Annotated in this window: 24 protein-coding genes, 1 other RNA gene and 1 riboswitch; of the genes, 16 read left to right on the top strand and 9 right to left on the bottom strand. The window is 67.5% G+C overall.

The annotated features are described in order from the left end of the window. Window positions 1-33 precede the first annotated feature (33 nt). Together ACIP1U_RS05065 and ACIP1U_RS05060 are read left to right on the top strand one after the other, a co-directional pair. Window positions 34-468, top strand: a complete 435-nt coding sequence (locus ACIP1U_RS05065; RefSeq protein WP_400312425.1) for a DNA polymerase III subunit chi — start codon at window positions 34-36, stop codon at window positions 466-468. Then, window positions 465-944, top strand: a complete 480-nt coding sequence (locus tag ACIP1U_RS05060; RefSeq protein WP_400312423.1) for a hypothetical protein — start codon at window positions 465-467, stop codon at window positions 942-944. Before ACIP1U_RS05065 ends, ACIP1U_RS05060 begins: the two co-directional genes overlap by 4 nt. 240 nt (window positions 945-1,184) lie before the next feature. Here ACIP1U_RS05060 and ilvD read toward each other — a convergent pair whose 3' ends face one another. Continuing rightward, window positions 1,185-2,858 carry a dihydroxy-acid dehydratase gene (gene ilvD, locus ACIP1U_RS05055; protein ID WP_400312421.1) on the bottom strand — a complete coding sequence of 558 codons (1,674 nt, stop codon included), beginning with the start codon at window positions 2,856-2,858 and terminating at the stop codon, window positions 1,185-1,187. A gap of 150 nt (window positions 2,859-3,008) precedes the next feature. Between ilvD and ACIP1U_RS05050 the strand changes: the two genes are divergently transcribed. Further along, on the top strand, window positions 3,009-3,941 hold the full coding sequence (locus ACIP1U_RS05050) for a LysR family transcriptional regulator (RefSeq protein ID WP_400312419.1): 933 nt from the start codon (window positions 3,009-3,011) through the stop codon (window positions 3,939-3,941). Between the two features lie 41 nt (window positions 3,942-3,982). After that, window positions 3,983-4,801 carry a prolipoprotein diacylglyceryl transferase gene (gene lgt, locus ACIP1U_RS05045; protein WP_400312418.1) on the top strand — a complete coding sequence of 273 codons (819 nt, stop codon included), beginning with the start codon at window positions 3,983-3,985 and terminating at the stop codon, window positions 4,799-4,801. A 19-nt stretch (window positions 4,802-4,820) separates the two neighbouring features. Here lgt and ACIP1U_RS05040 read toward each other — a convergent pair whose 3' ends face one another. Together ACIP1U_RS05040 and ACIP1U_RS05035 are read right to left on the bottom strand one after the other, a co-directional pair. Further along, on the bottom strand, window positions 4,821-5,855 hold the full coding sequence (locus ACIP1U_RS05040) for a M48 family metallopeptidase (RefSeq protein WP_400312416.1): 1,035 nt from the start codon (window positions 5,853-5,855) through the stop codon (window positions 4,821-4,823). A 26-nt stretch (window positions 5,856-5,881) separates the two neighbouring features. Continuing rightward, a complete protein-coding gene (locus ACIP1U_RS05035) occupies window positions 5,882-6,970 on the bottom strand; it encodes a YjgN family protein (RefSeq protein ID WP_400312414.1) in 1,089 nt (362 codons plus the stop codon). 800 nt (window positions 6,971-7,770) lie between these two features. Between ACIP1U_RS05035 and ACIP1U_RS05030 the strand changes: the two genes are divergently transcribed. The 5 genes from ACIP1U_RS05030 to ACIP1U_RS05010 all read left to right on the top strand — a co-directional run bounded on the left by ACIP1U_RS05030 (window position 7,771) and on the right by ACIP1U_RS05010 (window position 13,672). Beyond that, entirely contained in the window at window positions 7,771-8,478 is a 708-nt protein-coding gene (locus tag ACIP1U_RS05030) for a GntR family transcriptional regulator (protein WP_400312412.1), read from the top strand. Window positions 8,479-8,563: 85 nt separating this feature from the next. Next, window positions 8,564-10,051: a malonyl-CoA decarboxylase domain-containing protein gene (locus ACIP1U_RS05025; RefSeq protein WP_400312411.1), complete on the top strand. Its 1,488-nt coding sequence runs from the start codon at window positions 8,564-8,566 to the stop codon at window positions 10,049-10,051. Window positions 10,052-10,167: 116 nt separating this feature from the next. Next, window positions 10,168-11,181 (top strand): Bug family tripartite tricarboxylate transporter substrate binding protein, encoded by a 1,014-nt coding sequence (locus ACIP1U_RS05020; protein WP_400312409.1) that lies wholly within the window; start codon window positions 10,168-10,170, stop codon window positions 11,179-11,181. A 44-nt stretch (window positions 11,182-11,225) separates the two neighbouring features. Continuing rightward, window positions 11,226-12,008 carry an enoyl-CoA hydratase/isomerase family protein gene (locus ACIP1U_RS05015; protein WP_400312407.1) on the top strand — a complete coding sequence of 261 codons (783 nt, stop codon included), beginning with the start codon at window positions 11,226-11,228 and terminating at the stop codon, window positions 12,006-12,008. A gap of 110 nt (window positions 12,009-12,118) precedes the next feature. Continuing rightward, window positions 12,119-13,672 (top strand): malonyl-CoA synthase, encoded by a 1,554-nt coding sequence (locus tag ACIP1U_RS05010; protein WP_400312405.1) that lies wholly within the window; start codon window positions 12,119-12,121, stop codon window positions 13,670-13,672. Between the two features lie 241 nt (window positions 13,673-13,913). On the opposite strand, the gene ACIP1U_RS05005 is transcribed toward ACIP1U_RS05010, so the two are convergent. From ACIP1U_RS05005 to ACIP1U_RS04980, 6 genes are all read right to left on the bottom strand, one after another. Continuing rightward, window positions 13,914-14,612, bottom strand: a complete 699-nt coding sequence (locus ACIP1U_RS05005) for an SIMPL domain-containing protein (RefSeq protein ID WP_400312403.1) — start codon at window positions 14,610-14,612, stop codon at window positions 13,914-13,916. A gap of 94 nt (window positions 14,613-14,706) precedes the next feature. Then, window positions 14,707-15,531, bottom strand: a complete 825-nt coding sequence (locus tag ACIP1U_RS05000; RefSeq protein WP_400312402.1) for a sulfite exporter TauE/SafE family protein — start codon at window positions 15,529-15,531, stop codon at window positions 14,707-14,709. Window positions 15,532-15,548: 17 nt separating this feature from the next. After that, window positions 15,549-16,031 (bottom strand): EVE domain-containing protein, encoded by a 483-nt coding sequence (locus ACIP1U_RS04995; RefSeq protein ID WP_400312401.1) that lies wholly within the window; start codon window positions 16,029-16,031, stop codon window positions 15,549-15,551. A gap of 98 nt (window positions 16,032-16,129) precedes the next feature. Next, window positions 16,130-16,347, bottom strand: a non-coding RNA gene (gene ssrS, locus ACIP1U_RS04990) — 6S RNA. A 304-nt stretch (window positions 16,348-16,651) separates the two neighbouring features. Beyond that, complete coding sequence (locus tag ACIP1U_RS04985; protein WP_029046048.1) at window positions 16,652-16,984, bottom strand: cell division protein ZapA; 333 nt, start codon at window positions 16,982-16,984, stop codon at window positions 16,652-16,654. Beyond that, window positions 16,981-17,298, bottom strand: a complete 318-nt coding sequence (locus ACIP1U_RS04980) for a hypothetical protein (RefSeq protein ID WP_400312399.1) — start codon at window positions 17,296-17,298, stop codon at window positions 16,981-16,983. Before ACIP1U_RS04980 ends, ACIP1U_RS04985 begins: the two co-directional genes overlap by 4 nt. Window positions 17,299-17,487: 189 nt before the next feature. After that, a riboswitch (cobalamin riboswitch) is annotated at window positions 17,488-17,806 on the top strand. Between the two features lie 73 nt (window positions 17,807-17,879). Here ACIP1U_RS04980 and ACIP1U_RS04975 point away from each other — a divergent pair. The 7 genes from ACIP1U_RS04975 to ACIP1U_RS04945 are packed head-to-tail and all read left to right on the top strand — an operon-like array spanning window position 17,880 to window position 24,777. After that, a complete protein-coding gene (locus tag ACIP1U_RS04975; RefSeq protein ID WP_400312398.1) occupies window positions 17,880-19,787 on the top strand; it encodes a TonB-dependent receptor domain-containing protein in 1,908 nt (635 codons plus the stop codon). A gap of 15 nt (window positions 19,788-19,802) precedes the next feature. Further along, window positions 19,803-20,810, top strand: a complete 1,008-nt coding sequence (locus ACIP1U_RS04970) for a FecCD family ABC transporter permease (protein ID WP_400312397.1) — start codon at window positions 19,803-19,805, stop codon at window positions 20,808-20,810. Beyond that, complete coding sequence (locus ACIP1U_RS04965; RefSeq protein ID WP_400312395.1) at window positions 20,807-21,655, top strand: ABC transporter ATP-binding protein; 849 nt, start codon at window positions 20,807-20,809, stop codon at window positions 21,653-21,655. The genes ACIP1U_RS04970 and ACIP1U_RS04965 overlap by 4 nt, the downstream gene beginning before the upstream one ends. After that, complete coding sequence (cobO, locus tag ACIP1U_RS04960) at window positions 21,652-22,284, top strand: cob(I)yrinic acid a,c-diamide adenosyltransferase (protein ID WP_400312393.1); 633 nt, start codon at window positions 21,652-21,654, stop codon at window positions 22,282-22,284. Before ACIP1U_RS04965 ends, cobO begins: the two co-directional genes overlap by 4 nt. Window positions 22,285-22,343: 59 nt before the next feature. Next, complete coding sequence (cobT, locus tag ACIP1U_RS04955; protein WP_400312392.1) at window positions 22,344-23,384, top strand: nicotinate-nucleotide--dimethylbenzimidazole phosphoribosyltransferase; 1,041 nt, start codon at window positions 22,344-22,346, stop codon at window positions 23,382-23,384. Further along, entirely contained in the window at window positions 23,381-24,214 is an 834-nt protein-coding gene (locus ACIP1U_RS04950; protein WP_400312391.1) for an adenosylcobinamide-GDP ribazoletransferase, read from the top strand. Before cobT ends, ACIP1U_RS04950 begins: the two co-directional genes overlap by 4 nt. Then, window positions 24,199-24,777 carry a histidine phosphatase family protein gene (locus tag ACIP1U_RS04945; RefSeq protein WP_400312389.1) on the top strand — a complete coding sequence of 193 codons (579 nt, stop codon included), beginning with the start codon at window positions 24,199-24,201 and terminating at the stop codon, window positions 24,775-24,777. Before ACIP1U_RS04950 ends, ACIP1U_RS04945 begins: the two co-directional genes overlap by 16 nt. The last annotated feature ends 1 nt before the right edge of the window (window position 24,778 follow it).

The following is a 24,778-nucleotide window of genomic DNA, read 5'->3' as shown; positions in this document are numbered from 1 at the left end:
CAGCCACCCCGGCAACGCAAGTAGCAAACGTCCATGACGCGCATCGATTTTCACAGCAACGTGCCGGACCTGCTCGGCTATGTCTGCCGGCTGGTCCGCAAGGCCTACGGCGCCGGCCAGAAGGTCGTGATCCACGGCGCGCCGGCGCAGCTGGCGGACCTGGATGCGCGCCTGTGGACCTTCTCGGCGCTGGATTTCCTGCCGCATTGCGGGCTTGAACACCCCAATGCGGCGGTCACGCCGATCCTGCTGGCGGCCACTACTGAAGGCGTGCCGCACCACCAGCTGCTGATCAACCTGTCCGACCAGCCGCCGGCGCAATTCGCCAGTTTCGAACGCCTGATCGAGGTGGTGGGATCCAGCGACGCCGCCCGCGAAGCCGGCCGCGAGCGTTACCGCTTCTACCGCGAACGCGGCTATCCGCTGACGCATCACGATATCGGCCAGCCCAAGGGAGACCCAGCATGAGCGAACGCACCACATCGCGGGTGATCCCGCGGCCCGGGCCCAACGACAGCATTCCGCTGCTGACGGAGGTGGTCGAACTGCCGGATACGGAATTGGTGGCGCAGCCGCGGGCCGCCGCGCAGGAAGGCGTCATCGACACGTTTGGCATGGCCGGTTCCGGCATGGTCATGCATGTGGGCGATACCGGGGAGCCACAGGCCGAAGCACTGCCGCCACAAGCCCCGGCAGCGGCGACCGATCCTGGCGAGGACGACCTCCGCGCCATGCGCAGCGAGCTGCTGTCGCGCGTGATGCTGCGCTTCCGCACCGAATGGCCGCAGGTGGTGGAGGCCCATACCGAAGCCACGCTGCAGGCGCGGCTGGCGCCGCTGACGGCGCAGCTGGCCAGCGAGCTGACACAGTCGCTGGAGGCCAGGCTGGTGGAGTGGCTGGATGCGACGCTGGAGGAGATCGAGCGGACGCCGGGCGGGGATTGAGGCGAGCCATCGTCCCCCTGGCGCGGCGAAGGTTTTCTCCCCTCTCCCTTTGGGAGAGGGGCGGGGGAGAGGGCAGGAGTGTCCACGGAGTTGTGCGTCTCGGTACTGCCGGCGCCTGCCCTCTCCCCCGGCCCCTCTCCCACAAGCGGGAGAGGGGAGCAACCCGCCGGGATGCAAGACGCCTCGGCCAACAAAAAAGCCCGCGATCTTGCGGGCTTTTTTACATACGGCAAAGGCGCCTCAGTCCGTCACCGCGCCCTTGCTGGCCGTCGACGCCAACCGCGCAAATTTCGCCAGCACCCCACGCGTGTAGCGCGGCGCCGGCGCCTTCCAGCTGGCACGCCGTTTCGCCAGCTCGTCTTCCGCGACATTCAGCTGCAGCAGCAGCTTGTGCGCGTCGATGGTGATCGAGTCCCCTTCCTGCACCAGGGCGATCGTACCGCCCACTGCCGCCTCAGGAGCGACGTGGCCGACCACCATGCCCCAGGTACCGCCCGAAAAGCGTCCATCGGTAATGAATCCGACCGACTCGCCCAGCCCCTTGCCGATGATGGCCGAGGTCGGCGCCAGCATTTCCGGCATGCCCGGGCCGCCCTTGGGGCCGAGGTAGCGCAGCACCAGCACGTCGCCCGCGTTGATCTTGTCGGCCAGGATGGCTTCCATCGCGCTCTGCTCGTCCTCGAACACGCGCGCGGGGCCGGTGATGACCGGGTGCTTCAGCCCGGTGATCTTGGCGACCGCGCCTTCCTCGGCGAGGTTTCCCTTCAGGATGGCGAGGTGGCCTTCCTTGTAGAGCGCCTTTTCGATTGGCAGGATCACATCCTGGTCGGCACGCGGGGTGTCCGGCACGTGTTCGAGTTCCTCGGCCAGCGTGCGGCCAGTAATTGTCAGGCAGTCGCCATGCAGCAGGCCGGCCTTGAGCAGGATCTTCATGACCTGCGGGATGCCGCCCGCCTTGTGCAGGTCAGTGGCCACGTACTGCCCGGAAGGCTTCAGGTTGCAGATCACCGGCACCTTGCGGCGGATGCGCTCAAAGTCCTCGATGGTCCATTCGACTTCCGCCGAGTGCGCGATGGCGAGGTAGTGCAGCACGGCGTTGGTCGAGCCGCCGGTGGCCATGATCAGCGCCACGGCGTTCTCGATCGACTTGCGCGTGATGATGTCGCGCGGCTTGATGTCCTGCTTGATCGCCTCGACCAGCACGCGCGCCGATTCGGCCGCGCTGTCGACCTTCTCCTGGTCCGGGTTGGCCATGGTCGACGAGTACAGCAGCGACATGCCCAGCGCCTCGAACGACGAGCTCATGGTGTTGGCGGTGTACATGCCGCCGCACGATCCGGTCGACGGGCAGGCGTTCCTTTCCACGCCCTCGAAGTCTTCCTGGCTCATGCGCCCGGCGGTGAATTCGCCCACGGCCTCGAAGGACGACACGATGGTCAGGTCCTTGCCCTTCCAGTTGCCCGGCTTGATGGTGCCGCCATAGACATAGATGCCCGGCACGTTGGTGCGCGCCAGCGCGATCATGCCGCCGGGCATGTTCTTGTCGCAGCCGCCGATCACGACCACACCGTCCATCCACTGGCCCTGCGCCGCGGTCTCGATGCAGTCGGCGATGACCTCGCGCGAGATCAGCGAGTACTTCATGCCCTCGGTGCCCATCGACATGCCGTCCGAGATAGTCGGCGTGCCGAACACCTGCGGGTTGGCGTCCGATGCCTTGATCGCGCCGATCGCCGCGTCGGCCAGCCGCTGCAGGCCGGCATTGCAGGGGGTGATGGTGGAGTGACCGTTGGCGATGCCCACCATCGGCTTGTCGAAGTCTTCCTTCTTGTAGCCGAGGGCGTAGTACATCGAACGGTTGGGGGAACGCGCCACGCCTTGCGTGATGTTCTGCGAGCGTTTGTTGAATGCCATGGTGGGTCTCCGGGGGAATGTCCGGCGCCGCGGAGTTCGCGCGCTGTCACGCGGGGCCGATGTTGTGCCGGAAAGCATGCCCCTTGCATTTTGGAGTGTCAAATATATTATTTGCCATCTATTGAGTCGAAAAACATATCAGGAGCCGGCTTGGACCTGCGTCAGCTGCGTTACTTCGTCACCGTGGCGGAAGAGTTGCATTTCGGCCGCGCCGCGCAACGGCTGTCGATGACGCAGCCGCCGCTGTCACAGCAGATCCAGGCGCTGGAAGAGGAGATCGGGGTGCCGCTGTTCGTGCGCACGCGGCGCTCCGTGGCGCTGACGCCGGCCGGCGCGCAGTGGCTGCCCGAAGTGCGCCGGGTGCTGGCCGATGCCGCGGCACTGCCCGGGCTGGCGCAGCGGCTGGCGCGGGGCGAGCTGGGTTCGCTGTCGCTGGCCTTCGTCAGCACGGCCGACTACGGCATTCTGCCCGACCTGCTGCGGCGGTTCCGGACGCGTCATCCGGAGGTGCAGCTGCAACTGCGCGAGGCCACCAGCGACGTCCAGCTCGAAGCACTGCTGGAAGGCGCGATCGACGCGGGCCTGGTGATCCGGCCCCAGCTGCCGGCGATGCCGCACGGACTGGCCTACCTGCCGCTGGTGAGCGAACCGCTGGTGCTGGCCGTTCCCGACGGCTGGCGGCCGGCGGGTGGACTCGCGCAGGACGGCAAGGTATCGCTACGCGAGGCAGCATCCGAGCCGCTGATCATCTTCCCGCGCCGAAGCGCGCCGGCGTTTTATGACATCATTACGGGCTACTATGCGCGCGAGGGCCTGGTGCCCGCGATCGCGCAGGAAGCCATCCAGATGCAGACCATCGTCAGCCTGGTGTCGGCCGGCATGGGCGTGGCGCTGGTGCCGGCATCGCTGTGCAACCTCCGGCGCACCGGCGTGTCGTACCTGGCGCTGCGCGAGTCTGGCCCGCAGATCGAAACCGGGCTGGTCTGGCGCGACGGCGGCAGCGCCGGCGTCGCGCCGGTGCTGCGGTCGTTCATCGAGATTGCCGGCGCACTGGCCAACGAGGCCGCCGCGGCGCCGCGCTGAGCGCGCGCCCGGCCCATACAGATAACTTCATTCACGCCAACATGCTGATCCATCCCCAGTTCGACCCGGTTGCCATCCACCTGGGCCCGCTTGCCATCCGCTGGTATGGGCTGATGTACCTGGCCGGGTTCATCATGTTCCTGTGGTTCGGGCGCCTGCGCATCCGCCAGCCGCATATGGCGGCCAAAGGCTGGACCCCGCGCGATCTCGACGACATGCTGTTCTTCGGCGTGCTGGGCGTGATCCTGGGCGGGCGGCTGGGCTACGTGCTGTTCTACAAGCCGACGTACTACCTGGCGCACCCGATGGAGATCTTCAAGGTGTGGGAGGGCGGCATGGCCTTCCACGGCGGCTTTCTCGGCGTGATCGTGGCGATGTGGCTGTTCGGCAAGCTGCGCCGCCGCCACTGGATGGAAGTGACCGACTTCATCGCGCCGATGATTCCGTGCGGCCTCGCCGCGGGCCGCATCGGCAACTTCATCAACGGCGAGCTGTGGGGCCGCGCGACCGACCTGCCGTGGGGCATGATCTTCCCGCAGGCGGGCGACAACATTCCGCGCCATCCGTCGCAGCTGTACCAGTTTGCCGGCGAAGGCGTGGCGCTGTTCATCATCCTGTGGCTGTTTGCGCGCAAGCCGCGGCCGATGGGCGCGGTCTCGGGCGTGTTCCTGATCGGTTATGGCGCATTACGCTTTGCCGCCGAATTCGCGCGCGAGCCGGACAGCTTCCTCGGCCTGCTGGCGCTGAAGATGTCGATGGGGCAGTGGCTGAGCGTGCCGATGATCCTGGCCGGCATCGCCATGGTGATCTGGGCCTACCGGCGCCATCCGGGCGCGGGCGCGCCGCAGCCGGCGGCCTGAGCGCAGGCGCCGCGGCGGACTACCTGCCGGCGCGGCGCAGCGCGTCGATGCGCGCCTGCGTATGGGGGTGCGTCGACAGGAAATCCTGGCCGCGATCCGGTATGGCCTCCGATGCTGACGAGGCCGCGCCGGCGCCCGCACGCTGTTCCAGCTTGACCAGCACATCGGCCAGGGCCGCGGGCGGCAGGCCATTGCGCTGCATGACTTCGATGGCGAAATCGTCGGCCTCGCGCTCGTGGTCGCGTGAGTAGCGCAGCGTCAGCATGGCGGCCGGCACGCCGGCCAGCACCGTCGAGATGTCGCCGAACAGGTAGGCCGACAGCGCGCCCAGCGCCGAGGCCTGGATCACCTGCTGCAGGCCATGGCGCCGCGCCACGTGGCCGGCTTCGTGCGCCAGCACCCCCATCATGCCCGCGCCGGTGCCTGCCAGGCTGACCAGCTCGTCGGTGACCACGATGGTGCCGCCGGGCAGCGCCAGGGCATTGGCGCCGATTTCACCGCCGTGGCGGAACAGGATCTGGTAGTCGTGTCCCGCGTCGGGCGGCCGCTTGAGCGTGGCAAAGCCCTGGCGGATGCGTTCCTGCTCGGCCTGCGGCAGCTGCGTCGGCTTGACCACGCCGTTGTCCAGGCTCGCCAGCGTCAGCTTGCCCAGATGGGCTTCCACTTCCGCCGGCACCGTGCGCGCCATCACGCCCGCGCCCCACGGCAACAGCACGTAGTAGCCCAGCACCAGCACCGCCACCAGCGCCGCCACCGCCATCCCCGCCAGGCGCCAGCTGTTCTGCGCGCGCGACACCAGCCCTTCGCGGTGGCCGGTGGCGGCCAGCATGTGGTCGAAGGCGGCGTGGTCGTTGATTTCGCAGAAGGCGCCGTCAGCGAACGTGACCAGCCGCGGCGCGCGCCGCACGCGTTCGGATACGCGCACATCGGACAGCGCGGCGCGGCGCAGTTCGGCGCCGCTGTGGTCGCGCAGCACCGCCTGCTGCGCTTCCACGGCCAGGGTCGCGGCATGCGCGCGCGAGGTGCGGCCATCGAAGTAGGTGACTGGGATCATGGTGCCAAGGCTGCCGGGCGCGGCAATCACAGCGCGATGTCGATGTCGTACCAGTCTACTGCGGCATCGCCCAGCGCACCGACCTGCTGTATCTCGCCGGCGACAAAGTTGTCGAGCGGGCTGGCGGCCAGCAGGGTCACGCTTTCGACCCGGTAACGCGTGGCGCGCACCCGGGCGAACGGCAGGTACAGGCCCAGCGTGAGCGCGATGGCGATCAGGTTGGTGACAAAGATAAAGATCATGCGGCCCGTGCCGACCTGGCTGCGGAACGCGTGCGGGGCGAGCGTGGTGTGGTTCCACACGACGTTCTGCAGGCGCGCCATCAGGTAGGGGCTGACCGCCAGTAAGCCCAGGTAGAAGCCGGCAATCGCGAAGCCGAGCAGCACCGCAGCGGCGAGACCGTTGGCGCCCGGTGCCACCACCGCGCCCAGGACAAAGCTGAGCACGATGCCGGCGACGGCCGTGGCCAGCACCACGCCGAACGCCCGCAGGTAGAGACCGTAGAACTCGCTGGCGCCGGCGGCGAAGCCGAATGGCGCCGTGCCGAAGCGCATGTTGTTGTGCTGGTACTGCTTGAAACGCTGGTGCGCCAGCGGCCCGAGCAGCCCCAACGTGAACACCGCCGCCAGCGGCCACAGCACGAATACCTTGTAGGCCTCGGCATCGCCGCCGGTGAAGGCAAAGCGCAGGCCGCGGTAGCTGGAATTGGCCATGCGGAAGCGCAGCGAGCGCACCAGCAGCAGCGGGAACACCGCCAGCAGCGCTACCAGCATTGCCAGCGCGAGGAAGGGCGATACATTCGAGGCCAGCTGGAACGCAAGGGCGAGGCCGAACACGATGGCGCGGCCTTTCAGGATCGCGGAGGGCTTGCCGTGGTAATCGAAGCTGGCCCCATCGAGCCGGGTATTGCGATAGAAATACTGCAGCGTGCGCACCTTGGCCCACGCGGAATAGATGCCGAAGGTGACGATGGTCAGCAGTACGTTAACAATCCAGATACGGAAATATTCCGACCCGGAACCGGTGAAGGACAGGCGCAAAGGTTCTGGCGACGCCGGTGCCGTGTCAAAGGCCGCGGACGAAGAGAACGTGAAATCGCTGCTGCCGGCGTGCATGGCGGAAGCCCCCGGGGAAAATGGAAATGCGGTTTGGCGAACGGGACGCGGCAAATAACCCTGCGTGGTCGTATCAGAAATGCAACCAATTGAAATCAGGCCATTGCGGTGCGCGCCTCACATTCTCGCATCGATAAATTAAGATCGCGGCACATTTTGCATATGCAATTGCCGACAAGTTGGGTTTGTCTCGATGGCGCCATGGGAAAACCCTCGTAACAATCGAGAAACATCCTGTTACACTGATCGCAATCTGTAACAAGTTTCGGATGCGTGTCATCAATAAATTCAAGGACTTAGAGCCACTGGCACGGTAATCGCTAACGATACTGTTACAAGATGAGCGGCAAGCCACAGCCGCCACGGAAGCATTCAGGGAGGGTCCGACAGGATCACCGGGGTCAGATGCTTCACGCCACAGAACAGGGCAACGGGAAAATCCGCGCGCAAGCGCGTTTCAAGGGGGGCGCCGGGCCAGCGCCAGGTTTCCATGATGACCCACGCGGTGGATGCGAACGTATCCGCAGGCGATGTAAGCAGTTCAGCAGTCCTTTCAGGCGCGGGCGTTTCTTTGCAGGGAGGCATGGAAACGCCCGCCGCACCTCCTCCGCGCCATCCTGGCATCTTTGTCTTTCACCGGCGTTCTCGCGCGCTTTTCTCTTGCGCCTATGCCGTTTTGATCTGTGTTTCGCAGTGCAGCATCGAAATTCCTTGTATCGTCTCCGTCCTAATCCATAATTATGAATTATGGCGGCCGGGACACATGGTTCCAGCCACGGATTCGTCAACCGGGGGTGGCAATGCGCATTGTCCAGCAGGCCCTGTACCTCGAAGTCGCAGACCGGCTGCGCGCAATGATCGATGCCCATACGTTGATGCCCGGCGCCTGGATCGACGAAAGCGCGATGGCCGAGTCGCTCGGCATCTCGCGCACGCCGCTGCGCGAGGCGCTAAAGGTGTTGGCTGCCGAAGGGCTGGTCCGACTCGAGCCGCGCCGCGGCTGCTTTGTCAACAAACTGTCCGAGCAGGACCTGGACGAGATCTTCCCGCTGATGGCGCTGCTCGAGGGCCGCTGCGCCTACGAGGCCGCGCGCAATGCCACGCGTGCCGAACTGGACGCCCTGGAAGGCCTGCACGCCGACCTGGCCCGCTATGCGCAGGCCGGCGATATTGACGCCTATTACGAGACCAACGCGCAGATCCATGAGGCGATCCAGCGCCTGGCCGGCAACCGCTGGCTGTCGGGGCTGATCAGCGATCTGCGCAAGGTGCTGCGGTTGTCGCGCCACAAAAGCCTTAAGCTGCCAGGCCGCATCCACGAGTCCTGCGCCGAGCACCTGTCGGTGTTCGCCGCGCTCAAGGCGCGCGACCCTGAAGGTGCCGAGGCGATGATGAGGACCCATCTGCTGCGCCAGCGCGCGGCACTGCAGGCGCTCGACAACGCCGCCGGCGCGGCGCAGCCGACCCGGGCGCTGCCGGCGCTGCGCGTGGCTAGCGGCGACGACTAGAGCTGCCCACGCCCCAAGCTTCACGCTTCACGCCGCAGCACGGCAAGTCCTCTACGTTTCGATCGATGCATAAGGCAGGTACCGCATGAACTCCTTCGACACGGGTGACCGGAAAATCAGCGCGCCACTGGGCGAGAGCGAGCCGACCGGCAGTAATTTCCTGTCGCGGCTGGGCCGCTGGTGGGGCCGCAAAGGCGAGGCCGAGGCCGCGACCAAGGCAGCCAACGGCGTGGCGCACGCCGACGGCGAGGTGCCGCTGGCAACGCGCGTGGCGCGGCGCCAGCGCGAGCAGTTGCGGCTGTGCTTCGATGCCCGCCTGACCGACGGTGCCGCCAATGCCGCTGCGCAGGCATGGCAGGCCGAGTACGAGGCCGCGGGCGAGGCCACCCGGCGTGCCATGCTGGAGTTGCTGGCGGAGGTCGCCAGCAGCAGCGGCGAAAAGGCCGCCGACGCCAAAGGCGACACAAAGGGTGAAGCCAAGGGTGACGCGAAGCCCGACGGCAAGGGCGGCCATTCCGGGTTGACCCACGCCCTGTCCAGCGCCCGCATCCGCTTCTTCAAGCGTTTGGCCGCGCTCCACGGCCAGCGCGGCAGCAGCGCCTGCGGGCTGCACTTCCTGATCCAGCTGCGCGCCGACATGCTGCGTTGGCAGCGCCGGGTGCCGGGGCTGCGCGTGCTCGACGACGACCTCGAGGCGCTGTTCTCCAACTGGTTCGACGTGGGCCTGCTGGAACTGCAGCCGATCACCTGGGACTCGCCCGCCTCGCTGCTGGAAAAACTGATCCGCTACGAGGCCGTGCACGAGATCGCCTCGTGGACCGACCTGCGCAACCGGCTCGATTCCGACCGCCGCTGCTACGCCTTCGTCCATCCGCGCATCCCGCGCGAACCGCTGATCTTCGTCGAGGTTGCGTTCGTTCCCGAGATGGCCGCCAATGTCCAGGCATTGCTCGACGAGGCCGCGCCGCTGGAAGACCTGCGCCGCGTGAAGTGGGCCATCTTCTATTCGATCAGCAACACGCAGGCCGGCCTGCGCGGCGTCAGCTTCGGCAATTTCCTGCTCAAGCGCGTGATCGAAGAACTGCAGCGCGAATTCCCCAAGGTCAAGCAGTTCGCCACACTGTCGCCGATTCCCGGGTTTGCCGACTGGCTGCGCAAGCAGGATGCCGATGCGGTGTCGCGCGCGCTCGGCGACAAGCGCCTGGCGCGCTGGCGCGAGCGCCACGGGGAGGCGCCGGTAGACGGGGCGGGGTGGCTGGCAGCGTTGTCGCCTGAAGCGCCCGCCGATGCGGACCCGCTGACACGCGATACGGCGATGGCCCTGGCTGCGCATTACCTCGTGCGCGAGCGCCACCAGGCGCTGCCGGCGGACCCGGTGGCACGCTTCCACTTAGGCAACGGCGCTTGTGTCGAGCGGCTCAACTGGGCCGCCGACCTGTCGCGAAAAGGCCGCAGCCAGAGCTGCGGCATGATGGTGAATTACCTTTACGTGCCCGAGGCGCTGGATGACAATCTGGCTCGCCTGGGTGCAGGCAACCCGCGCATCGGCCGTAGCGTCGGGAAGCTGCTGTGACCCTGGTCCGGTCACGGGGTTACTTATCGGGACTTTGCAGTAGACCCACGCCACAGCGCTTGCTCGTGGCAGTTTCGATCGACTTTCCGAAGAAAAGAGAGAGAGGAGACAGCAAGATGAATCGTCGTCAGTTCAGCCTGGCCGCCAGCGCGCGCGCAGCGGGCATGGCACTGGGCGTGGCCGGCATCGGCGCCGCCACGCTGTTCGCGGCGCCCGCCGCCCATGCCGATGCCTGGCCGTCCAAGCCCGTCACCGTGATCGTGCCGTTCCCGGCCGGCGGCGGCACCGATGCCTTCGCGCGCCCGCTGACCGCGCAGCTGTCCAAGCAGTTGGGCAAGCAGTTCGTGATCGACAACCGCGGCGGCGCCGGCGGCACCGTTGGCGCCAGCCTGGCGTCCAAGGCCGTGCCGGACGGCTACACCGTGTTTATCGGCGGCGCGCACCATGCCATCGCCCCGTCGTTCTACAAGAAGCTCGACTACGATATTGAAAAGGATTTTATCCCGGTCACGGTGATCGCCCAGCCGCCGCAGGTGATTGTGGTCAATCCAAACCGCGTCAAGGCCAATACGCTGCAGGAGCTGATCGCCTACGCCAAGGCCAATCCCGGCAAGCTCAATTACGGCTCGGCCGGCAATGGCTCGGCCCACCACCTGGCGGGCGAGCTGTTCAAGATCCAGACCAAGACCTTCATCACCCACATCCCGTACAAGGGCGCCGGCCCCGCGCTGTCCGACCTGATCGCGGGGCAGGTTGACCTGATGTTCGACGGCCTGGGCTCGTCGGCGCAGCATATCCGTGCCGGCCGCATCAAGGCGCTGGCGGTGGCATCGAGCAAGCGCTCGGCAGCCTTCCCCAATGTGCCGACCGCGGCCGAGGCTGGGGTGCCGAACTACGAAGTCTCGACCTGGTATGCGATGTGGATGCCCAAGGGTACGCCCAAGGAGATCGTCGACCGCCTGTACGCCGAGACCGAGAAGGCGCTGAATACCCCGGAATTGAAACAAGTCTGGCTCAACAACGGCTCCGAGACGCCGGCCTTCACGCAGGAGCAGTTCGCGCAGTTCCAGCGTGCGGAGATCCGCCGCTGGGCGCAGGTCGTGCAGCAGTCCGGCGCCAAGATGGACTGACGGAGCGACCAGGCCATGCTGATCCGATGCACCGGGGCGCCGCGATGAGCGGCACCGTCATCTTTGCCACGCAGGGAACCACGGCGACCGTGACGCTGTCGCACGCCGGCAAGCTCAATGCCATTTCCGCGCAGATGTGGCGTGAACTGGCTGCGGGTTTCACCCGGCTGGCGGCCGATCCCGTGCTGCGCTGCGTGGTGGTGCGCGGCGCCGGCGGCAACTTTGCCGCCGGCGCCGACATTGCCGAGTTTCCCGCCGAACGCGGCGACGAAGCTGCGGTGCGGCACTACCACATGGCCACCATCGCGCCGGCGCTGGCCGCGGTGGCGCAATGCCCACACCCGACCGTAGCGATGATCGAGGGCGTATGCGTAGGCGGCGGCCTGGAGATCGCGTGCCATTGCGACCTGCGCATCGCCGCCTCGGACAGCCGCTTCGGGGTGCCGATCAACCGGCTCGGCTTCCCGATGGCGCCGGGCGAGCTGCAGGGCCTGCTGGAGCTCGCCGGCCGCGCGGTCACGCTCGAGATCCTGCTGGAAGGCCGCGTCTTCGACGCTGCCGAGGCGCGTGCCAAGGGGCTGCTGACTCGCGTGGTGGAGCCAGGCGCGCTGGCCGCCGAAGTCGATGCCACGGTGCGCCGCATTACCGCCGGCGCACCCGCCGCGGCGCGCATCAACAAGGCCACCATCCGACGGTTGGCGCCGATACCGGCTCCGCTGTCAGCGGCCGAGCTCGACGCGCACTTCGCCTATGCGGAGGGCGCCGACCATACCGAGGGCGTGGCCGCTTTCCTGGCGCGCCGGCCGCCGCAATTCCGGGGAGATTAGTCCGGCAAATCTGCCAGAATGCGGGATTGCCATGCCCGCACCGATCTGGCATCGGGGGCCTTGCCCCTGCGTGTCCCATACCGTTCCAAGCCTTTCGTTCGATCCACACCATGAACGCCAACCTGTTCGCCCTGTTCGAATCCCGCTTTCCCGCCGACCGCACCGCCTGCTGCATCGAGACCCACGACGGCCTGTACTACAGCTGGGACGACCTCGACCGCGCCACCGCCAAGCTGGCCAACCTGCTGGCCTCGCTGAAGCTGCCCGAAGGCGCGCGCGTGGCCGTGCAGGTAGAGAAGTCGCCCGAGGCGTTGTTCCTGTACCTGGCCACGCTGCGCGCGGGCTATGTCTACCTGCCGCTGAATACCGCCTACCAGGAGGCGGAGATCGACTATTTCGTCGGCAACGCCGAGCCGTCGGTGGTGGTGTGCAGCAGCAAGAATTTCGGCTGGGTCTCCAAGGTGGCGTTCCGTCACGGCGTCAACCACGTCTTTACGCTGGACGACGACCGCAGCGGCTCGCTGCTGGCGCGCGCCGCCAGCAAGGACGACACATTTGCCACCGTCGCGCGCGAGGACGATGATCTCGCCGCCATCCTTTACACCTCCGGCACCACCGGCCGCAGCAAGGGCGCGATGCTGACGCACCGCAACCTTGCGTCCAATGCGCAGACGCTGCACGAATACTGGGGCTGGCGCAGCGACGACGTGCTGCTGCACATGCTGCCGATCTTCCACGTGCACGGCCTGTTCGTGGCCTCTCACGGCGCGCTGCTGGCCGGCGCCAAGATGATCTGGGCGCCCAGGCTCGACATGGCGCAGGTGCTGAAATTCCTGCCGCGCTCGACCGTGATGATGGGCGTGCCGACCTACTACGTGCGCATGCTGCAGGAGCCGCGCTTCGACGACGACACCTGCCGCCGCATGCGGCTGTTCGTGTCGGGCTCGGCGCCGCTGCTGCTGGAAACCTTCGACGCCTTCCGCGAGCGCACCGGCTACACGATCCTGGAGCGCTACGGCATGAGCGAGACGGTGATGCTGGTGTCCAACCCATATGACGCCGCGCTGGGCGAGCGCATTGGCGGCACCGTCGGCATGCCGCTGCCGGGCGTGTCGGTGCGCGTGGTCGATGGCGAGGGCAAGTCCTGCGTGCCGGGCGAGATCGGCAATGTCGAAGTCAAGGGCCCGAACGTGTTCCATGGCTACTGGCGCATGCCGGAGAAGACCAGGGAAGAGTTCACCGAGGACGGCTGGTTCAAGACCGGCGACGTCGGCCGCTTTGGCGGTGCCATCGTCAGCCAGGCGGGCGAGCGCCAGGTGCCGGACAGCTACCTGACCATCGTCGGCCGCAGCAAGGACCTGATCATCTCGGGCGGCTACAACGTCTACCCGAAGGAAATCGAGAGCTTTATCGATGAGATGCCGGGCGTGGCGGAGAGCGCGGTGATCGGCGTGCCGCACGAGGACTTCGGTGAGGCAGTGGTGGCGGTGGTGGTGAAGAAGCCGGGCGCGGAGATCGATGAGTCGGAGATGATCGGTACGCTCAAGGCGCGCATCGCCAACTTCAAGGTGCCCAAGCGCGTGCACGTGGTTGACGAGCTGCCGCGCAATACGATGGGGAAGGTACAGAAGAACGTGTTGCGGCAGCAGTTTGCGACGCTGTGACACGCTTGTGTTGCTGAAGGTGTGCTCCCCTCTCCCGCTTGCGGGAGAGGGGCTGGGGGAGAGGGCAGGAGGGTCAAAGGCTGACGCCGGTGGGCTAAAACCGTTGGTCTCGCTTGATGTGGTACCTGGCTAGACCACCCCTCTCCCCAACCCTCTCCCGCTGAGGGGAGAGGGAGAACACCTTGCTTAGGCAAGTTCGAGCGGCTTTGGAGCACCCACACCGCCAGCCTCTCAACGACACTCACTTCAGCATCTGCACCGACCCGTTCACCGATACCGTTACCTGCGTCTTGCCGCCTTCCACCGGCACCGGCACCGCGGCATCGGCCATCATCGCCTTGGCTGCGCCATACATGCGCGGCATCGGCGGCACCACGCCGCTTTCGCTCACGTTGACTTCCCGGACGGTGTAGCTGTTGTAGCCAAACAGCTTGGTGGTCGACTGTGCCTTGTTGCGGAACGACGCCACCGCCTGTTCGGCCAGCTTGGCCTCGGCCGCCTCGCGCGCTTCACGCGACAGCGAGAAGGCGATGTTCTGCACCTGCATCTGGCTGGCCAGCTCGCCCGCCAGCTTCGACACCGCCGAGAAATCGCGCGACTTCAGGATGACCTCGGAACGCCCGCGCCACGTGCTGATGCGGCCGTTGCGGTCGGTGCTAGGGTGGATGGTGAAGCCGCCCGATTCCGCGGTCACGCCCTGCGTGCGCTTGGCCTGTGCCAGCACGGCCTGGGTGCGCGTGGACAGCGCCGTCGAGATCGCCGCGGGCTCTGCGCCTTCCTGTTCGGCGGCGAGCGTCAGGTGCACGATGTCGGTCGGCACTTCGCTTACGGCCTGTGCCGACAACGACAGCACGCCGGACGGCGTTTCGGTCGGCCCGCCATGCGCCGAAGCGACGATGGCGGTGGTGCCCAGCAGGGTGGCGGCAAGCCATTGTTTCATCTTGTTCTCCCGAAAAAACGTAGTGGCTGTCAGACGGACCTGGCGCATGAAACGTTCCGCGAGATTGCAAACGAATGTTGCAGACCCCGTGCCGTCAGAACGCCTGCCAGGCCTTCCACAGCATGTAGGACGCCAGGCTTAGCAGCAGCACTGCAAAGGCCTTGCGCAGCTGCCCGACATCCATCCGGTGCGCGGTGCGCGCCCCCAGCGGCGCGGTCAGCATGCTGGCCGCGACAATGACGAGCAACGCCGGCAGGTAGATGTAGCCGATCGATCCCGACGGCAGTCCCGGCATCTGCCAGCCGCTCCAGACATAGCCCGCCACGCTGGCGGCGGCGATCGGGAAGCCCAGTGCCGCCGACGTCGCCACCGCGTGGTGGATCGGCACGTTGCACCAGGTCATGAACGGTACCGAGACAAAGGCGCCGCCCGCGCCGACCAGGCTCGAGAGGAACCCGATCACGCCGCCTGTGCCCAGCATGCCCGCCGCGCCCGGCAGTTGCCGGCTCGGGGCGGGGCGGCGGCTGCGCAGCATCTGCAGCGCGGAAAACCCGACAAACACGGCAAAGGCAAGCGACAGCCAGCTGGTCTTGAGCGCGGCAAAGACCTTGCCGCCGCCGATGATGCCGCCGAGCACGATGCCCGGCGCCAGCGCCAGCACCACCGGCCAGCGCACCGCGCCGCGTTTGTTGTGCGCGCGCACCGACGACAGCGACGTGAACAGGATGGTGCCCATCGACGTGGCGATCGCCATATGGACGATGGCTTCCGTGGGAAAGCCCAGCGCGGTGAACAGCAGCGTCAGGAACGGCACCATCATCATGCCGCCGCCGACACCGAGCAGCCCGGCGCAGAAACCGGTAAAGGCGCCGAGGGCCAGCAGCGCGGGGATCAGCACCGGCAGGGTAGCAAGCTGCATAGGTCAGCGCCCCGGTCTTAGCGCATCAGCTTGCCGGTAATGAAGCGCCATTCCGCCGGCGTGACCGGCGTGATCGAGAGCCGGTTGCCACGACGCAGCACCACCATGTCGGCCAGCTCCTCATGCTCGCGCAGCGCCGCCAGCGGAATCAGCGTGCTCTTGCGTTCGTAGCGCACGTCGACCAGCAGCCAGCGCGGCGCATCGGGTTTCGACGCGGCGTCGTAGTACGGGCTCTTGGCATCGAACTGGGTCGGGTCGGGGTAGGGCGTGGAGCAGACCTCGGCCAGGCCGGCAATGCCGGGCTCGGGGCACGACGAGTGGTAGAACAGCACGCCGTCGCCGACCTGCATGGCGTCGCGCATGAAATTGCGCGCCTGGTAGTTGCGCACGCCGGTCCACGGCAGCGTCCCCTCGCGGGCGAGGTCGTCGATGCTGGCCTCGTCCGGTTCCGATTTCATCAGCCAGTACTGGCGGGCGCGTTTGTTCTGGTTCGGGCTCACGGCGCGGTTCGTGGATGAAGGGGTCGGGGTGCGCGGGTATGGCCACGCGCGTGCGCAAAGAAAAAAGGCGATGGTTCAGAAAACCACCGCCTTTTTAGGGGGTCCCCGCCTCGGCCGCTGGGTCGGCATCCTGAACCCAAGTGAGGTTCAGAGTGGCTGCGGAAGTCGCATTTCGGGTACATCATCCACTCAGGGAGTCCAAGCCAGGCCCGGACTATGAATGCGACGACACGCTCGCCCACGCGACATGATCCCGCACCATGCAATGCATATCGGTTCAAGGAGTTTATGACCCTCACGAACCAGGCAGGGAAACTGTCAAACGTCTGACTCTACAACCGCTTCGACCGGTCGGGTAGGTGACCTGCCTGCGGGATGTCAGACGTTTGCCGTTTCTAACTAGGATGGGATGAAAACGGCGGCCGGGCGCGATAACCTGGCCAGTTAGCTGCACTTCTGTGGTGCCTCGTGCAGTCTGGCTACACTATACACCGCGTCGCAGGCCTTACCAAGTCCACACGCGCGTATCGTTACATTTTGCGCGACAGCGCGGCATCCGCTGCACATCCCTCCATTTTCACGGTATCTGGGGCTGCCCGGGCGGGTTTCAAGCGACCCGTTCAGCCCCGCGTGCCGGTACCCACGTGCGCGTATTGCCGCAACGCTTCGTCGGCGCGTTCGTTCAGTTCGCGGATGCGCGCGTGGATGGCCTCGACCGGGATCGTGCCCTCGGCCTGCTGCTTGCGCTGCAGGGCAAGAAGATCGGACGCGATCGAAATGGCGGCCATCACCGCCACGCGCTCGACGCCCTTGGCGGCGATGCCGTTGCGCAGCTTGTTCATCTGCGTGTCGACCAGTGCCACGGCCTCGAGCAGCGCGGCCTCGTTCTCGGGGGCGATGGCAAAGCGGTACGGCTGGCCGGCGATGTTGACTTCGACTTGCTTGTTGCTCATGCGTGTTCTCCGGAGGCCTTGTGCGGCTCTGCGCTTGCCGCGGCGCCCTCGCCCAGCAGGTCGAGCTGGCGCGTGTCGCTGGCCGTCGGCAGCTTGTCAAGGATGGACTGGATGCGCAGCTGCGCTTCCTCGATCTTGATGTTGAGCAACTCGCGGTCGGCTGCCATGGCCTCGCGCTCGCTGCGCAACTGCGCGGCTTCACCCTCCAGCCGGGCGATCTCGTCGCGCAGCCGCTGGTTCTCCGCCGCCAGGGTGTCCGCATGATGCAGCACGCGCCCGATCTTCGCGGCCAGTTGTTCGAGTTCGTTGAGCATAGGGCCTGTCATGATGGGATAAAGGTCAGGTAACGCGATTCTAGCCGATGCGCCGCCGCGCACAATGCGAAGGGAAGCGTTTCTGACCAGGCACCTGCATGGAAGTTGCAGCCTTCTGCACCCAAAACCCCGGCAGAGTTGTGACAAGACACTACGGGCGCCGCGTTGACGCGGGTTGCGAAACTCCCTACACTCGCGCACGTTCCAGGTGCTCGCCCTTTTCGTCCCTGGCGAAAGGGCAGTTCAACGGGAAACAGGGAGCCTTGCCGGCCGCGCGCCGGACGGGCCAACCTGTGCTGCCCCCGCAACGGTAAGCGACCGCGTGCGCATCCGCCAGCGCCAGCCACTTCCGCAGCCAGCCTGCCGGAAGGGCCGCCGGCAATGACCGGGATCCGATCCCGGCCACATGTCCACGCAGGACCGGCCACATGCCACTGAGCCTCAGGTTCGGGAAGGCGCCGGTTCCGAGTCGCCAGCCCGGATACCGGCCTGAACGCGGGCTGCCGCCCGTGCGCGGCACGCCTCATCGCCATATGGTCCGCGGGGGAACGGGCCCGGCCGTTCCTACCTAGTCCTGCATCATGCGTTCATCGCTCCACAGGTCGACCCGCCCGGCAGCCCCGGCGGTGCGTCCGCTCGTGCCCGCAACCTCGTCTGCGATTGCGGCAGCCATTGCCTCGTTCACCCTGGTCCCGGCCACCTCGTTCGCGCAAGCCGCCGATAGCGGCCCTGCCCAACAGCTGGCTCCGGTGGTGGTGACTTCCACCCGCACCGCGCAACCCATTACCGAGGCGCTGCCGCACACGACGGTGGTGACGCAGGAAGATATCGTCAATTCGCAGGCGCCAGACCTGCGCACGCTGCTGCGCAACCAGGCCGGCGTGGAGTTCTCCGCCAACGGCGGCATGGGCAGCAACACCACGCTGTTCATGCGCGGCGCCAATTCCAACCAGACGCTGATCCTGATCGATGGCGTGCGCGTGTCGTCGGCCAGCAGCGGCACCGCGCAGCTGGCCAATATCCTGCCCGACCAGATCGACCGGATCGAAGTGGTGCGCGGCAACGTGTCGGCGCTGTATGGCTCGGACGCGATTGGCGGCGTGGTGCAGATCTTCACCAAGAGCGGCGCGGGCCAGGCCCCGTCGGCCAATGCGTCGGTGGAGTACGGCAGCAACAACACGCGCCAGGGCACGGTCGGCTACGGCGGGCAGGTGGGCGATACCTCGTTCAACCTGACCGGCTCGGCGTTCAAGACCGATGGCTTCTCGTCGATCAATACAAGGCAGGCGCCGCGCGCCAACCCCAACGACAATCCGTACGAGAACCAGAGCCTGTCGGGCCAGGTGAAGCACCGCTTCACGCCCAACTGGGATGCCGGCTTCAGCGGCTACTACTCGAAGAGCAAGCTGTCGTTCGACAGCGCCTTCGGCCGCCCGACCGACGACAACCGCACCAACAGCGAGTTGTACGCCCTGTCGGCCTTCGTCAACGGCAAGGTCGGCGCCGACTGGACCACGCACTTCAAGCTGTCGCAGAGCGCGGACAACAGCGATACCTTCCTCAACGGGCGCCCCAACGGCACCTTCAATACCCGCAACCGCCAGTTCAACTGGCAGAACGAGTATGCGGTCGCCGCCAACCACACGCTGCTGTTCGGCACCGACTACCTGCAGCAGGAGCTGGTTTCGAGCGCCTACGGCGCGCCCACGCGCAACGTGTTCTCCGTGTTCGGTGGCTACGATGGGCGCATCGGCAAGCACCAGCTGCAGCTCAACGCGCGCAACGACCACTATTCCGACTTCGGCAATCAGGGCAGCTTCTTCGCCGGCTACGGCTATAACGTGACCGATGCGTTCAAGCTGATCGCCAACGTCAGCAACGCCTTCCGCGCGCCGACCTTCAACGAGCTGTACTTCCCCAATTTCGGCCAGCCCAACCTGCAGCCCGAGCGCGCCAAGTCGGTCGAGGCGGGCGTGCAGTACACCACCGCCACGGCGGGGCTGCTGCGCGTGACCGCGTTCGAGACCCGCTACGACGACCTGATCGTGTCGGCGCTGCAGCCCAACGGCATGTTCCTGGCCGAGAACGTCAACAAGGCCAAGGTGCAGGGCATCGAGGCGTCGTGGCGCGCCACCGTGTACGGCACCGACCTCGGCGCCAGCGTGACTTTCCAGAATCCGGTCAACGAGCAGAACAACACCCAGCTGCTGCGCCGCGCGCGCCGCCACGCCGCGCTGGACGTGGGCCGCAACTTCGGCAACTGGCGCTTCGGCGGCGAATGGCTGGTATCGTCGTCGCGCATGGATGCCGGCTCGCGCCGCCTGGGCGGATACGGTATCGTCAACCTCAACGCCCGCTACAACATCGACAAGCAATGGTTCGTTGCCGCCCGCGTCGAAAACCTGTTCGACAAGGACTACCAGCTCGCCTACCCCTACAACACGCAGGGGCGCGCGGGCTTCATCACGCTGGGCTGGCGCCAGCGATGAGCGCACGGGCGCGCCATGTCTGAGTTCCGGCGCGCCCTGGCGTTGTGGCTGGCGCTCGCCCTGGCGTCGGTCGTAGTCTTCGCGGCCTCGCTCGCGCTGGGCAGTGTCTCGCTCGACGCGCGCGAGCTGTGGCAGGCGCTCAGCGGAGCCGACACGGGCACCGCCGGCGCCATCGTGCGCGAGCTGCGCCTGCCGCGTGCGGCCGCGGCCTTTGCCTGCGGCGGGCTGCTGGCGCTGTCCGGCGCGCTGATGCAGGTGCTGCTGCGCAACCCGCTGGCCGAGCCTTACGTGCTGGGCGTCTCCGGCGGCGCGTCGGTCGGCGCCTTGCTGGCGATGCTGGTGCTCGCGCCGTGGTGGGGCGTGCAGACGGCCGCCGCCGTGGGCGCACTGTGCTCGATGCTGCTGGTGGCAACGCTGGCGCGGCGCGACCTGCTGCACCCGCAGGTGCAGGGCGGCCACCGCGAGGCCGGCGCACGCCTGCTGCTGACTGGCGTGATCCTCGCCGCCGGCTGGGGCGCGGTGATCACGCTGATCCTTGCCGTGGCGCCGGAATCGCGGCTGCGCGGCATGCTGTTCTGGCTGACCGGCGACCTGGGCGGCACCGCCACCTACGGCGGCGCGCTCGCCACGATGGTCGTCGCACTGCTGCTGGCCATGCCGATGGCGCGCGCGCTCAACGTGATGCTGCTGGGCGAGACCGTGGCGCAGTCGCTGGGCGTGCGCGTGGGCCGGGTGCGGCTGCTGACCTTCCTGCTGGCCTCGGCCTGCATCGCCGTGGCCATCACTACCGCCGGTTCGATCGGCTTTGTCGGCCTGGTCGTGCCGCATCTGGTGCGGCTGGCGTGGGGCAACGACCAGCGCCTGCTGCTGCCGGCCGCGGTGCTGCTGGGCGGTGCGCTGCTGATGGCGGCCGACCTGATCGCGCGCACCGTGATCGCCCCGGCGCAGCTGCCGGTGGGCGTGATCACCGCACTGCTGGGCGTGCCGACCTTCCTGTATCTGCTGCTGCGGAGGCCGCGATGAACGCGCCCGCGGACTGGTCGCAGCCGCTCGCGGCCTGCCCCGTGCTGGCGCTGCGCGATGTGCGGCTGCGCACCGGCCAGCGCGTGCTGGTCGATGACCTGACGCTGGACATCGGCCCCGGCCAGCTGTGGTGCATCGCCGGGCCCAACGGCGCCGGCAAGTCCACGCTGATGACCGCGCTGGCGGGCCTGCGCCACGTCGACGGCGGCAGCGTCGTGATCGACGGCAAGCCGGTGGGGCAGGTAGCGCCGGCGGCGCTGGCGCGCCAGCGTGCCTACCTGCCGCAGGCGGTGCACGATACGTTCTCCATGTCCGTCCTCGATGCGGTGCGCATAGGCCGCCACCCGCACCTGTCTGGCTGGGGCTGGACCGGGCGCGAGGATGACCGCATGGTGCGCGACGTGATCCGCGCCATGGATATCGACGCACTGGCGGCCCGCGACGTGCTGACGCTGTCCGGAGGCGAGCGGCAGCGCGCTTCGCTGGCCGCCGCGCTGGCACAGCAGGCGCCGCTGCTGCTGCTCGACGAGCCGGTCTCGCACCTCGACCTGCGCCACCAGATCCTGGTGCTGGAGCAGCTTGCCGCGCTCGCCCGCGCCGGCCGCCATGCCATCGTGGTGATCCTGCACGACCTGACGCTGGCGCTGCGCTATGCCACCCATGCCTTGCTGATGGCCGAAGACGGCACCGCGCTGCATGGTCAGGCGGCACAGGTACTGACTCCCGAACATTGCTCCCGCGCGCTTGGCACCCGCATCGTCAGCGTCAGCGACGGCGTGCATACCGCACTGATTCCCGATGGCGCCACGGCGCCGCGACTCTTTACGCAAGGCCCGACTCCATGACTGATTCCCACAACCCCGCCACCGATGACACCGAGCGCGACGCGCGCCACAAGGCGCGCATGGTGCGCAAGAAGGAAGTGATCGATGCCAAGATTGCCGCGGCGCAGGACGAGCGCGGCGTGATTGTCATCACCACCGGCAACGGCAAGGGCAAGTCCAGTTCCGGCTTCGGCATGGTGGTGCGCGCGCTCGGCCACGGCATGCGTGCCGGCGTGGTCCAGTTCATCAAGGGGGCGCAGCCGACCGGCGAAGAAATGTTCCTGCGCCGCTTCCCCGGGGAATGTGCTTTCCACGTGATGGGCGAGGGCTACACCTGGGACACCCAGGACCGCGCGCGCGACGTGGCCAAGGCCGAGGCCGCATGGGAAGTGGCCCGCGGCATGCTGCGCGACCCGGCCATCGGGCTGGTGCTGCTCGACGAACTCAACATTGCGCTCAAGCTGCACTATCTTGATGTGGATCAGGTTGTCGCCGACCTGCGCGCGCGCCCGCCGATGCAGCACGTGGTCATCACCGGCCGCGGCGCGCCGCCGGCGCTGGTGGAGGCGGCCGATACCGTCACCGACATGACGCCGGTCAAGCACGCCTTCCAGCAGGGCATCAAAGCGCAGCGCGGCGTGGAAATGTAGCCCCGGTAGCCCCGGTAGCCCCGGTAGCCCCGGAACCAGACCTCAAGACCCACAGCATCATGCAGTTTCCCGAAATCACACCCCTCGACAACAACCTGCGCCCCACGCTGCAGGCCGCCATCGACGACAAGACCAAGCCGCTCGGCGCGCTCGGCCGGCTCGAGTCGCTGGCGCTGCAGCTGGGGCTGATCCTCGGCACGCAGCGCCCCGTGTTGCAGCGTCCGACGGTGATCGTCTTTGCCGCCGACCACGGCGTGGCCGACGCGGGCGTCAGCGCCTATCCGGCCGAGGTCACCGCACAGATGGTCAAGAATTTCCTGGCCGGTGGCGCGGCGATCAATGTGTTCTCGCGCCAGCACGGCATTGCGCTGGAAATCGTCGATGCCGGCGTGCGCGTGCCGCTGCCGGCGGCACCCGGGCTGGTCAACTGCCGCATTGCCGACGGCACCCGCAACTTCGCGCAGGAGCCGGCGATGACGCCGGAACAGGCTGCGGCGGCGATGACCGCCGGCATGGCGCGCGTGCTGCGACATGCCCGGCAAGGCTGCAATGTGATCGGCTTCGGCGAGATGGGTATTGCCAACACTTCGGCCGCCGCTTGCCTGATGCAGCGGCTGACCGGGCTGCCGCTGGCGGACTGCATCGGCCGCGGCACCGGGCTGGACGATGCCGGCCTTGCACGCAAGCGGGAGGTGCTGGAAGGCGCGCTCGCGCTGCACGCCGATGCGCTGACGCCGCTCGATGTGCTGGCGACGTTCGGCGGCTTCGAGATCGCGATGATGGCCGGGGCTTTCCTCGCCGCCGCGGCCAGCCGCATGGTGATCCTGGTTGATGGCTTTATCGCCTCGGCCGCGCTGCTGGTGGCGCAGCGCATCGACCCCAACGTGCTGCAGTACTGCGTGTTCACGCATTGCTCGCACGAGCGCGGCCACCGCGCACTGCTGGATCATTTCGGCGCCGAGCCGCTGCTGGCGCTGGACCTGCGCCTGGGCGAGGGCACCGGCGCGGCGCTGGCGTGGCCGCTGCTCGCGTCCGCGGTTGCGTTCCTGAATGAGATGGCGACCTTCAGCGGCGCCGGCGTCAGCACGGCCTCGGCATGAGCGTGCCGTCCGACCCCGCGCCCACGCCCGCCGGTCCCGGCGGCACGGGTAGCACTGGCAGCGAATTGCGCTACTTCTTCACCGCGCTGGGCTATTTCACGCGTGTGCCGCTGCCTGGCTGGCTGGCGCGATGGGTCGGATTCGAGCCGCATTACCTGCATGCCGCCGCGCGTTATTTCCCGCTGGTAGGTCTTCTGGTCGGCGGCGCCGGTGCGCTGGTCACGTGGGGCGCGCTGCTGTGGTGGCCGATCGGCGTGGCGGTGCTGTTGGGGATGGCGGCCACGCTGCTGCTGACCGGCGCCTTCCATGAGGACGGCCTGGCCGATTGCGTCGATGCCTTCGGCGGCGCATGGCAGCGCGAAGACGTGCTGCGCATCATGCATGACTCGCGCATCGGCGCGTTCGGTGCGATCGCGCTGGTGGTGGCGCTGCTGCTCAAGTGGCAATTGCTGGTGGCGATCGGCACGCAGGGCGGGCCGGCGATCTTGCTGGCGGTGCTGGTGGGTGCGCACGCCGCCAGCCGCGCGATGGCGGTCAGCTACCTCGCCACGCTGCAGTACGTGCGTCCGGAAGGCAAGGCAAAGCCGGTGGCGCAACGGCTCGCCGGCGCGGGGTTAGGGTTCGCGCTGCTGTGCGGGGTGGTGCCGCTGTGGCTGGTTTCGCCGTCGTTCTTGGCGGCGGCCGCAGTGGCGCTGCTCGTGTTGCGTGTGCTGCTCGGCCGCTACTTCGTGCGCCGCATCGGCGGCTATACCGGCGATTGCCTCGGCATGGCCCAGCAGTGCGCGGAGATCCTGATCTACCTGGTGGCATCGGCATGGACCTGGTCCTGATCCGCCATGCGCAGCCTGAGGTCGCTGCGGGCACCTGCTACGGCTGCCTCGACCTGCCGCTGGTGTCGCCACTGGTGCCGGCTGCCGCACAGATCGCGACGGGCCTGCCGGCGCCGGCGCGCATCGTCAGCAGCCCGCTGGCGCGTGCGCTCGGGACCGCGCAGGCGCTGGTGCAAACCTTGCCGGCCGGGGTGCCGGCCATCGCCACCGACCCACTGTTGCGCGAGCTGGATTTTGGCTGCTGGGAAGGCGTGGCGTGGGACGCGATCGACCGCGCCGCGCTGGACCAGTGGGCCGCTGACCTGCTCCATGCGCGCCCGCATGGCGGCGAGTCGCCCGCGCAGGCGATGGCGCGCGTGGTCGGCTGGGCCGACGCGCTCGATGTGCGGGACGATGGCTGCGTGTGGGTGGTCGGCCATGCCGGGCCGATGCGCATGCTGGCCGCGCACTGGCTCGGCGTGCCGCTGGCCGTGACGGTCAACTGGGCGCTGGGCTTCGGCGCGAGCTGCCGCTTCCGGCTGGGTCCGGATGGAGCGCGGCTCGAATGGTGGAATCGAGAGTAGA

The organism is Cupriavidus sp. NPDC089707, assembly GCF_044748965.1.
Classification (GTDB): domain Bacteria; phylum Pseudomonadota; class Gammaproteobacteria; order Burkholderiales; family Burkholderiaceae; genus Cupriavidus.
The sequence above is the reverse complement of the archived record's forward strand: the minus strand, read 5'-3'. Positions and strand labels throughout refer to the sequence as shown.